The following is a 9,107-nucleotide window of genomic DNA, read 5'->3' as shown; positions in this document are numbered from 1 at the left end:
AGACAGCCAAACGCGCTGAATCGATCAAGGAGCACCGAGCTCAGCGAGGATAAACGCCAAGCTCAGGCGCAGCTCCCATAGACGAGACGTGACGGGCGTCGCGGCCACGTGCCGCAGCGGCCGCTCAGAGGTGGCCGTCCAGGAACTCCCGTACCTCGGCTGCAACAGAAGAACGGCTGGATGCTGACAGAGGAAGCTGGCCACGCAGGCCCGGACCGTATTCACCGGATGCTGAATCGCATCGAGTGAGACGCCGATGAGGCACTCGACGACGTGCGTCAGTACGTGGTCGACAACCTCGGCGACCCCGACGCCGTCCTGGTCGTGGACGACACGGGCTTCTTGAAGAAGGGGACGCGGTCGGCAGGGGTGCAGCGGCAGTACTCCAGCACCGGACGGAGAACTGCCAGGTCGGCGTCTTCCTCGCCTGTGCCACCGACCGCGGACGGACACTGATCGACCGGCGTCTGTACCTGCCCACCTTGCTTGGGCAGCCCCGGGGAGTCATAGCTGATCCCCCGGGGCCCTTGCTACGTCTGTACCTGACTCTGCCTTGTCCGCGCGGTACGAGGCTTTACCGTGGGCTTCGTCATGCTCCCGGCCTGAGCGTCGTCAGGAGACGTCGTCCACCGGGCAGGCGAAGCGGCTGCCGGGCCCCCAGTGGGTGACGGATCGCGCGCCCTCGGCGAGCACGCCGCATGTCAGGTCTGTGACCTGCGTGCCCTCGGGGGTTATCTCGCGGATGTGGATCTCCTTGTTCGGCGGGTAGTTGTGACTGCTGTCCAGTGTGATGACCCCGGATTCCCCGACGTACTCGCGGACGCCGGGATCCTGCAGGTAGGTGACGAGCGCACTGGGTGAGAAGAAGCGGTCTGTGGTGAAGATGGCGTTCATGGCCTCGGAGAGGATGTTGACGGCGTCGTAGCCCACCGCGGCGTCGTTCTCCGCGGACAGGTGGAACGCCTCCCGGAAGGATCTGGCGAACGGCCCGCCGGGGGTCGGCCGGCTGAACTGGCTGTAGAAGAGGGTCAGCGCGCCGTACCTCTGCGGCATCAGCCTTGGATACATGGTCAGGCCCGGGGCAGGGCTTTCAGCCAGCACCGCCACGCGGCCCCGGCGGGCGCGGCATTCCCGGTCGCCCTGCATGGAGTGGAACAGGTCTTCCATGACGCCGGAGCGGCCCGCGTAGAGGACGAAGCCGTTGGTGCGGTGGACCAGCGTGCAGACGGTGTCGGCGACGTCGCTCGTGGGGCGCCCGTCTTCCATCTCGCCGTACGGCACGAGGTGCACCGGCCCGGTCGAGCGGTAGGCGGCGTCGAAGCGGTGGGCAAGGTCGGCGCTGAAGTACTCATCCCGAGGATCGAACACGACGACGGCGGCCGGACCGGAATGGCCGGAGGCCGGCTCCGCCAGGGTCCGCAGCCGCGGCGAGTGGCGAGCAAAGGCGGCCATGACCTTGGCGATGCGCGCGTTGGGCGGTGAGAGCTGGAAGTAGGACACGGGTGAGTTGCCCTCGACCATGCGCTGGCCGGAAACGCCCGTTCCAAGAACGGTGATTCCCCGGGTCCCCAGTTCGATCGCGGCCTGCTGGGACTCCGGACGGCTCTGGGCCAGGCCGATGACCGCCGCGATATGGTCCTTGTCCGCCCGGTCGATGATCATCTGCGTGACGTCCACGTCACTGCGGTTGGTGGTGTTGAGGCCGCCGCGTGAGCCGTAGCGGAAGTACTCGCCGGCGTTGGCGACGAGCAACCGCACGGGCACCTGGGACTTCAGATGGCGGTCGTTGACCTGCTTCTGGGCGAGCAGCGCGCCGCGAAGCATCTGGAAGCCCGTGGGCACGGTGCGCTTCGACTCCGAGCCGACGCTCAGCGGCGCGAAGAAGACGAGAGTTCGATAGGGCCGGTCCATGTCCACCTGCTCGTTCTGGCGGCCGAGGGTCCGTACCAGCCTTCTGAGGTCCGGCGCGTACAGGCCATGGGCGAGGTCGCAGCCGTCGATGCCGTCGGTGAGGCCGACAACCTCTCCGGTCGGCACCTGCCGACAGGAGGCGGTGGGGTGTCCGACAGCGGTGGGGTGCTCGTCGAAGAAGAGCCCCACCAGCTCCCTGGACAAGGCGACGCCGCCGGCGCACAGCACCGCCGCAGCGGTGCCGGCTGCCACCGGACGCGCCCAGTCGAGGCGGCGGGGGTGACGGAGGTGGACGGCGCGGTGCGAGGCCAGCCGTTCCGCCGCGGTGCCGTCGTCGGGCGTGCGTGGCAGGGGCAGCACGTGCACGGCATCGGCGGCCCGGCCGGCGATCGCCGCCGAGAACAGCGCGGCCACCGCCCGGCCGGCTCGGCGGGCGTCGGGGGCGCCGCCCTGCATGGTCTGTCGCGGCAGATCGGCAGCGTACGAGGGTAGTTCGTCCGTGGCAGCGCCCAGCACCAGCAGCGGACTGGAGCCGGTGTCGCGGGCGACGGCGGCGTACGTGTCCAGGAACTTGCGGCAGGCGGATTCCTCGCCGCCCACGGTCGGCAGGAGCAGGACGAAGGCCCATCTGCGCCGCGGGCGGAGGCGACTCCACACCCGGGGCCGTGCCGCCCTGGCCAGGTCGCGGATCAGCGCGGTGAGGAGGACCTGGCGGACCACCGCCTCGTCGCGGGCCACCAGAGAAGCCGCCTCCGGATGCCGGGTCTCCGCCGCGTTCTGGGCCAGGGTGTGCTGGTGCGCCGCGCGCAGTTCCGCCGCCGCGTTGAGGAAGCTCCGGCCGGTCTGGCCCAGCATGCGGCCCACCCACGGGTGGCGTCGGTCGAGGCGCATGCCGTACCACAGGCGCCACAGCCAGCTGGGGAGGGCGGTCAGCAGTTGCAGGACTGCGCCCCACTTTCCGCCCACGGCCTCGCCGAGCTGCGCGGTCTCGGCGGCCGGCTGGAACCGCCGGGTGTACCTGTCGCAGAGCATGACCCGCAGGGCCTGTCGCTCCTCCTCCGCGTCCCCGGGCGGGAGGTCAGCGCGCAGTACCGCCAGGCACGTGTCGAACTCGGGTAGCCGCAGGGCCCCGGCCCCCTCCGGCATGGAGGTGCGCAGTTGCCGTGCCACATCCTCCAGCAGCAGCACGTGCGGCCCGCCCATGGCGTCCTCCCGCGCGCCGCCCCGGATGAGCCGCACGTCGTGGATGACGGCGTGCGGCGCGAGGCTGGTCCGATGCCGCGTCGCGGCATTCCCGGCAGAGGACACAAGGCGCTGCCCGTATGCCCGCACGAGTGCGGTGAGCCCCGGGTCCGGATCGCCAGGGCTCGCGGCCGCGTCGCTGTCCGGCTCGCGGGCCAGCAGCAGGGCCGGCGGTCGGCGTCCGCGGGATCGTGACAGGCGCGGCAGACCAGCCCGCCGGTCGGCGACGTAACGGTCGATCACCCGGACGATCTCGTCGAAGCCGACGGGTAGGACGAGCTGGTGCTCGTCCTCGGGGGGCGGGTGCAGCACGCGAAACCTCCAAGTGGCATACGTCGATGGAGCGTCGCGTGATCCTATGAGCGGAATGAGTTATACGGAGGCTTTGCCGCTTTTCGACTCTTTCTGCAGCAATGTGACCGCAGCGCGCCCACATTGCTGCTGGCGAAGGCGAAAGAATCGTGCCTCCTCAACGCTCTGCTGCAGCGCGGTCATGAGATCGACGGCAGGTTCGGGCTGAGGCGGTTCGGCCGACTCGTCTCCCGCGACGACAGCGTCGACCAGCTGCTCCAGGGCGTGGGCGTACCGGTCATGATCCACGCTGTCGTCCACGCCGATCATTTCCCGCACCAGCACCTCCGCCAGTCGGCGCTCGCGGTCACTGAGCGGGACGGCGGGGACCAGGTGGGCGAGGTCCCCGGGGTCGCGGATCTCATCGCGCCAGCGCAGGGTCTGCAACAGCAGCATTCCGGCGTACGGCCGGACTACCGCCTGGCGTTCGCGGCTGCGGATCGCGACCTTGGCCATGGCCACGAGGTTGGTCCGGGAGAGGACCTCCACCAGCAGCGCGCACCGCGACCGCCTGCAGCATCGTTGGCTCGCCTGGCCCCGCTCTGGGGTGTGGTGCTGCGGTTGCCGCGGTCAGGATTCCCGCAGGGCCGTGTGCCGCGCATAGGCAAGGCATTCCTCTGCGAACGCCAGAACCTTGAGATGGTAGGCGCGGGCGGTCCAGCCGAGGCTGATGTTGTGGCCGGCACGAGGCAGGCGATCAACGACGACGCGCGGGGCTGCGGACAGCCGCGCGGTCAGATCCGCGATCTCCTCATCGTCGTGGCGCCACCAGGCCTCATGCTCGGCGAAGGTCAGCCGGACGGGGACGCGGACGCGCGGCAGGATCACAGCCGACAGCCGCGTCCAGCCCGCCACCGTGCCGACCTCGTGCGCAGGCGTAGGCGCCACCACCGGCTGGCTCACCTGGAATGTCCCCACTGGATACAAGCCCAGCGGCCCCCAGTTCAACCGCCGCAGGCCAAGACCCGCCTCACAGCCGACCAGGCCGGGGTTCACCGCGAGCCTGCGGCCGCACCCCGAGACGTCCACGCCCAGTAACTCCCGCACGCTCCAGTCAGCGGCGGCGGCGAAGGCGACCTTGGCTCCGAAGGAATGTCCCAGCAGCAAGGTGCCTGCACTGGGTGCGTGCCGGGCAGTGAAGGCGGCTATTGCGGCCCGCACAGTAGCTGCTTGCGCGGTCAGTCTCTGCCCGCGCGGAAAGCGGCCGGCTGACGCACCGTAGCCGGGACGGTCCAGCGCCAGCACCGTGTACCCCAAGCGCGCACCCAACGCCAGCAAGGACATATCCGGGTGCGCCTGACCATCGAAATACCCGGCGTTCATCCCCCCGCCGTGCAGCGCAACGATCACCGCACGAGCAGAACCATCTGCGGGCTCACTCATCAGACCAGACAGCGTGACGCCGTCCGCATCGACGCTGACAGGCCGTACACCCAGGGACAGCTGCCTGTCGTGCAGCTGCGGTGGAGCCGGTGTTCGGGCGCCGACCTGCACCATCGGGGCATCACCCACGGCACAGACCCTGACGGGGCCGGAGATGAACAAGCATCGATACTGCTCTGCCAGCCGTACACAGCACGCCACCGACCTCCACGATGATCCAAAGCCGGACCCAAGCCAAGGGCAGCGCCCCGCGCCTCATCCTCCAAGCCGCACCCTGTGCCAGCCAGCCGAGCCAGCCACGCCATCCCCCATCCGTGGAACACCACAGCTCGCACCCACCCGGCGCGGATCGCTACACCAGGCGGCGGTACACGGCCCACGAGCAGGCTGACGACATCGGCGCATTCGCCGCCGCCGAAGCGCAGTAGCGTCCGCGCTTTCTCGACCTCATCCTCCGAATAGTGCCTCTCCACCAGTTGGACGGCGGCGTGGAAGCGGCGGAGTACTGGGTGTGGGTTCGCGCGCCCGACCATGTGCGACCGGTCGAAGGCGTCGACTACGACCATGTCGCCACCGAGCGCCTGGAATCGTCGCACCAGTCGGCGGTCCGCGAGGTGCTCGGGGAGCGCCGGCCTTCGGGGTGGGTGCTGCAGAAGATGAGCGGCGGGCGCGGCCCTGCCCAAGGTGTTCTGCACGCACCGGACTGCGAAGAGGCGCTGCAGGGCGCGCCGCTGCTCGATCTGGAGCACGCGTTGCACCGCACTGCACACCGTGCTCCACCCCGGACCGCCCCAACGTGACACGCCCCTGGCCTGGAACACACGAAGCGTGCGGGACCGCGGCCTGTGCTTCCACAGCGGCGCCACCACCGCCTTCACCGCCTTCACCGGCTTCTGCCCACACCCCTCCGGGGGCGTACCCGGTCGGGTGAAAACGAGGCGGCGGGAGAACCTCAGCGGGCGACAGCGCGTGGTGCCAGGCATTAGCCCAGTGCAGGTCGGAGTGGGCGGCGGTCCAGCGGGTCACGGCCGGGGCCGGGATGCCCACGAACTCGAGGATCGCCCGGTCCATGTACTGCTGTCGCACGGCGACGCGGTCGGTGTCGACGGCCGCGACCTTCGCCAGCGTCCCGGCGAGGTCGGTCCACCAGGAGTCCGGCAGCTGGAGGTCGCGCTGGAGGACCGGGTCGTCGGACAGGACCGGCTGGTCGACGCGGGCCGACAACTCCGCCCGGTACGTCGACGGCGTCGTGGACCGCCAGGAGCGCGGGCCGGCGCCCGTCGAGGTCCCCGAAGACGTGCTGCGCGTCGAGGGCTCCGTCCCACAGCTTCCCCGATGCCTTGTCCTGCGGGGAGGACACGAGCCGCAGCCACGCCGGTTGCCCGGTGGCGGTGCGGGCCGGGGCACCCAGGGTGCGCCCGGCCCAACCCCAGAACTCCCCGCCCGGCTCGACTCGTACGTCCAGCGCCTGGGCGGCGCGGACGTGATGGGCGCGCATGCGCTGTTCGGTGTCCGGGTCAGGGGGAGGTGAGTACACCAGTGATCTCCCGCAACTTGGCGGCGGTCAGGGAGGGGTGGGCGACGGCGTCGGCCGCCTGACTCCAGTGTGACGCACCGGAGGTGGCCAGAAGGACGTCCGTCACTCCTGGGCTTGACGCGACCGCGAGGACGCACGCCTGTGCGGGGGTCAGGCCCGGCCGGATGAGGTCGGCGAGCTCCTGGTCGACGATGCCGGGGGGCTCACCGCCGTGCAGCGGCGCGGAGGCCATCACCCGCAGCCCCGCCCCGGCTGCGGCCGGGAGCGGGCCACGGCCGTGAAGGGCCTGCGCGATCGGCGTCATCATCACCAGGCTCACCGGCATCTGGACCGCGACCAGGTGGTGCCGGCCGCCCGCGGCTTCGGCGGCCAGGGCGAGCAGCTCCCTCACCGTGAACGCCTCCTCTTCCAGACCAGCCCACGTGGCGATGCCGTACCCGGCCACGTGCCCGGCTGCCACGGCTTCCTCGAGGATGACGAACGCCTCCCGCATCGCGCGGTGCAGGGCCAGGCGGTCGCCGGGGTGGGCGCGCTCCGGGTTGTGCAGCAGGACCAGGTCCAGCCGCTCGCGCCCCAGCTGGGCACGGTTGCGGCCCATCTGCCCGCGCACATAGTCCGGGGTGAGGCTGTGCCCGACCACCGCCTGGTCCTCGGTGAGGACACCGGCGTTCACGGCATCGGCACCGGTGGCCGCGGTGAAGTAGCCGGCCTTCGTTGCGATCCGCAGGGACGGGTGAGCGGCCAGGGCCGGGGCCAGCAGGGTCTGCGCCTGGCCGGTGGCGTAGTTGGGGGCGGTGTCGATCCACTGCGCGCCGGAGGCGGCCGCACGGACGGCCGCCTCCGGGATCGCCCGGCACCGGTAGGTGCCCAGAGCGAGCTGTGCCGTCACAGCCCCCACCGTCGCGGCCTGCCCGGCAACGAGCTCGTGGACCAGCCCGACGACGTCCTCCAGGGCGAGGCCGGCTGTTTCCGCGAGCGCGGCCAGATCCACGGTGCGGCCGTCGACCAGCGGGCGCAGCACCGCCTCCGCCTCGGGCGCGAACTCGAACGTGCTCCCGGCGGCGGACAGCGTCACCGCGTCCTCACCGACCTCCAGCACCGCGCGGGCGGTCGTCAGCCGGACCCGCAGGCCGCCGTCGACCGGGATGCCGTCGATGTACGGCAGGCTCGGCACCATCCGGCCGACGGCCTGGCCGTCCATCGCGGCCCGGTAGCGGGCCAGCAGCGTCGGGTCGTCCAGCAGTTCCGCGAGCCGCTTGCGCATCCCGTCCACGGCGTCGGCCTGAACGTCCGGCGCGGCGAGCAGCGGCAGATCGCGCCGCCAGTCCTCGTGCGCGAGCAGCCGCTCGGACACCCACGCCATCAGGTCCGTCGCCGTGTGGGTCTGCAAACCAGGTGACACGCAGGAAGCTTTTTGACTCTGTGCATCCATGGCATTACTCTCCGTATGGCTCGTATGGCTCGGAAAGTAAAGGATCGCAATGCGAATCTCCCGTATCCGCTCAGCCGCCGTAGCAGGAGCTCTTGCGGTTGGCGGCGCCTTCACCGCCCTCCCGCCCGCCGACGCCGCCACGCCCGGATCCCTGCACGGCACCAAAACCGCGACCATGGCCAGGGCGAATGTCACCGTCATCACGGAAGTACAGAACGCAATGGACTATCCAGCATGGCTTTATATCGGAGAGAATAACTCCTGGTTCGGTCCAATCGACGCCCACAGCACAAAAACCAGCGACATTCGGGTTCCATGGGTCGGCGACTCAGCCGAGATGGGTAAGAGCATCAGGGTCTATAAGGACGGCATTACCTGTCCGCCCAGTGAACCTTGCCGCCCACACAAATTTCATCTCTACTATATCTTTCAGGATTACTGGCAGCCGAACGACCAGGTCAAGTACACCGGTACCGGCGTCTACGACGTCGCCCCGCCCGTATCTGGCCCCAGCACCGGTGGCGGTAATAAGCGTCTCATCATCGCCCCCGACAAGCCGTACATGTAGGCAATGCGATTAGCTTGACTCTGTCGGTGATCTTCAGGCGCCGAGGGTGCGCCAGGACTTTTCTGGGACGACGGCCGGCGGATCAGCCGCGAACGGACGCAGGCCCTGTTCGCGCACTACCCCGGTCTGCTGCCCGCGCGCGAAGCTCCAATCGAGCCTCGCACCCGGGCCCCTGGCGACCGCGACCAAACACACGGTCAACCCCCTGGACGCCTTCACCGGCAAGACTTGGCTGCCGCCGGTCCGCCACCGCCCCCGCTCCCACGGCGAACAGCAACACGATCGTCGGGATCAGCAGCTCACCGCCGGCCACGCCCGTGATCGCGGCGACCACCCCGTTGCCGAATCCGGCGACCATACCCAGGGGCGCTTGCGCCCACAGCGGCAGCGACAGCGTCCCGACGGTGGTCACGTGGGTGACCAGTAGAGCGCGGCCATGAGCACCATCAAGGCGGCCAGCACCTGGTAGAGGGTGGAGCTGCGCATGCGCACTGCCCACGCCGCACCGGCCCAGGCACCCAGCAGGTTCCCGGCCACAGGTTGACCACGACAGGCCAGTGTGCGGCCACCTCGGAGGTCGGGACCGCCGCCAGGCGGGCTGGCAGCGCGACCAGGACCACGACCAGGCTCATCGCCTTGTTCAAGATGACCGCAGAGCGCGCGGCGAACCCGAACAGAATTAG

At 70.0% G+C, this 9,107-nt stretch carries 8 protein-coding genes and 1 pseudogene; 4 read left to right on the top strand and 5 right to left on the bottom strand.

What is annotated here, in order from left to right; translation table 11 throughout:
* Nucleotides 1-108: 108 nt before the first annotated feature.
* Nucleotides 109-479: pseudogene (locus QNO09_RS37760) on the top strand (transposase); the annotation flags it as partial.
* A 133-nt stretch (nucleotides 480-612) separates the two neighbouring features.
* Here QNO09_RS37760 and QNO09_RS37755 read toward each other — a convergent pair.
* From QNO09_RS37755 to QNO09_RS37745, 3 genes are all read right to left on the bottom strand, one after another.
* Entirely contained in the window at nucleotides 613-3,465 is a 2,853-nt protein-coding gene (locus tag QNO09_RS37755) for a hypothetical protein (RefSeq protein WP_283974750.1), read from the bottom strand.
* Between the two features lie 60 nt (nucleotides 3,466-3,525).
* Entirely contained in the window at nucleotides 3,526-3,993 is a 468-nt protein-coding gene (locus tag QNO09_RS37750; RefSeq protein ID WP_349637020.1) for a Ku protein, read from the bottom strand.
* 81 nt (nucleotides 3,994-4,074) lie between these two features.
* Nucleotides 4,075-5,001, bottom strand: coding sequence for an alpha/beta hydrolase (locus QNO09_RS37745; RefSeq protein WP_502962402.1), 927 nt, complete (start codon nucleotides 4,999-5,001; stop codon nucleotides 4,075-4,077).
* 347 nt (nucleotides 5,002-5,348) lie between these two features.
* On the opposite strand from QNO09_RS37745, the gene QNO09_RS37740 reads away from it, so the two are divergent.
* Complete coding sequence (locus tag QNO09_RS37740; protein WP_349637019.1) at nucleotides 5,349-5,687, top strand: hypothetical protein; 339 nt, start codon at nucleotides 5,349-5,351, stop codon at nucleotides 5,685-5,687.
* Between the two features lie 269 nt (nucleotides 5,688-5,956).
* The gene (locus QNO09_RS37735) at nucleotides 5,957-6,418 is read left to right on the top strand and encodes a hypothetical protein (protein ID WP_283974748.1); all 462 of its coding nucleotides are present in this window, start codon (nucleotides 5,957-5,959) and stop codon (nucleotides 6,416-6,418) included.
* Here the strand turns inward: QNO09_RS37735 and QNO09_RS37730 are convergent.
* Complete coding sequence (locus QNO09_RS37730) at nucleotides 6,405-7,826, bottom strand: aldo/keto reductase (protein WP_349637018.1); 1,422 nt, start codon at nucleotides 7,824-7,826, stop codon at nucleotides 6,405-6,407. The two genes, QNO09_RS37735 and QNO09_RS37730, sit on opposite strands and share 14 nt — an antisense overlap.
* Nucleotides 7,827-7,905: 79 nt before the next feature.
* On the opposite strand from QNO09_RS37730, the gene QNO09_RS37725 reads away from it, so the two are divergent.
* Nucleotides 7,906-8,424 carry a hypothetical protein gene (locus QNO09_RS37725; RefSeq protein WP_283974753.1) on the top strand — a complete coding sequence of 173 codons (519 nt, stop codon included), beginning with the start codon at nucleotides 7,906-7,908 and terminating at the stop codon, nucleotides 8,422-8,424.
* 408 nt (nucleotides 8,425-8,832) lie between these two features.
* Here QNO09_RS37725 and QNO09_RS37720 read toward each other — a convergent pair whose 3' ends face one another.
* A complete protein-coding gene (locus tag QNO09_RS37720; protein WP_283974746.1) occupies nucleotides 8,833-8,961 on the bottom strand; it encodes a hypothetical protein in 129 nt (42 codons plus the stop codon).
* Between the last annotated feature and the right edge of the window lie 146 nt (nucleotides 8,962-9,107).

The organism is Streptomyces sp. 378 (assembly GCF_030124145.1).
Classification (GTDB): Bacteria; Actinomycetota; Actinomycetes; order Streptomycetales; family Streptomycetaceae; genus Streptomyces.
This window is presented reverse-complemented; position numbering and strand designations above follow the sequence as displayed.

Excerpts from the sequence above, each read along its gene's own strand:
- QNO09_RS37745 (WP_502962402.1), bottom strand. The coding sequence starts at position 5,001 with ATGGTGCAGGTCGGCGCCCGAACACCGGCTCCACCGCAGCTGCACGAC.
- QNO09_RS37735 (WP_283974748.1), top strand. The coding sequence starts at position 5,957 with ATGTACTGCTGTCGCACGGCGACGCGGTCGGTGTCGACGGCCGCGACC.
- QNO09_RS37725 (WP_283974753.1), top strand. The coding sequence starts at position 7,906 with ATGCGAATCTCCCGTATCCGCTCAGCCGCCGTAGCAGGAGCTCTTGCG.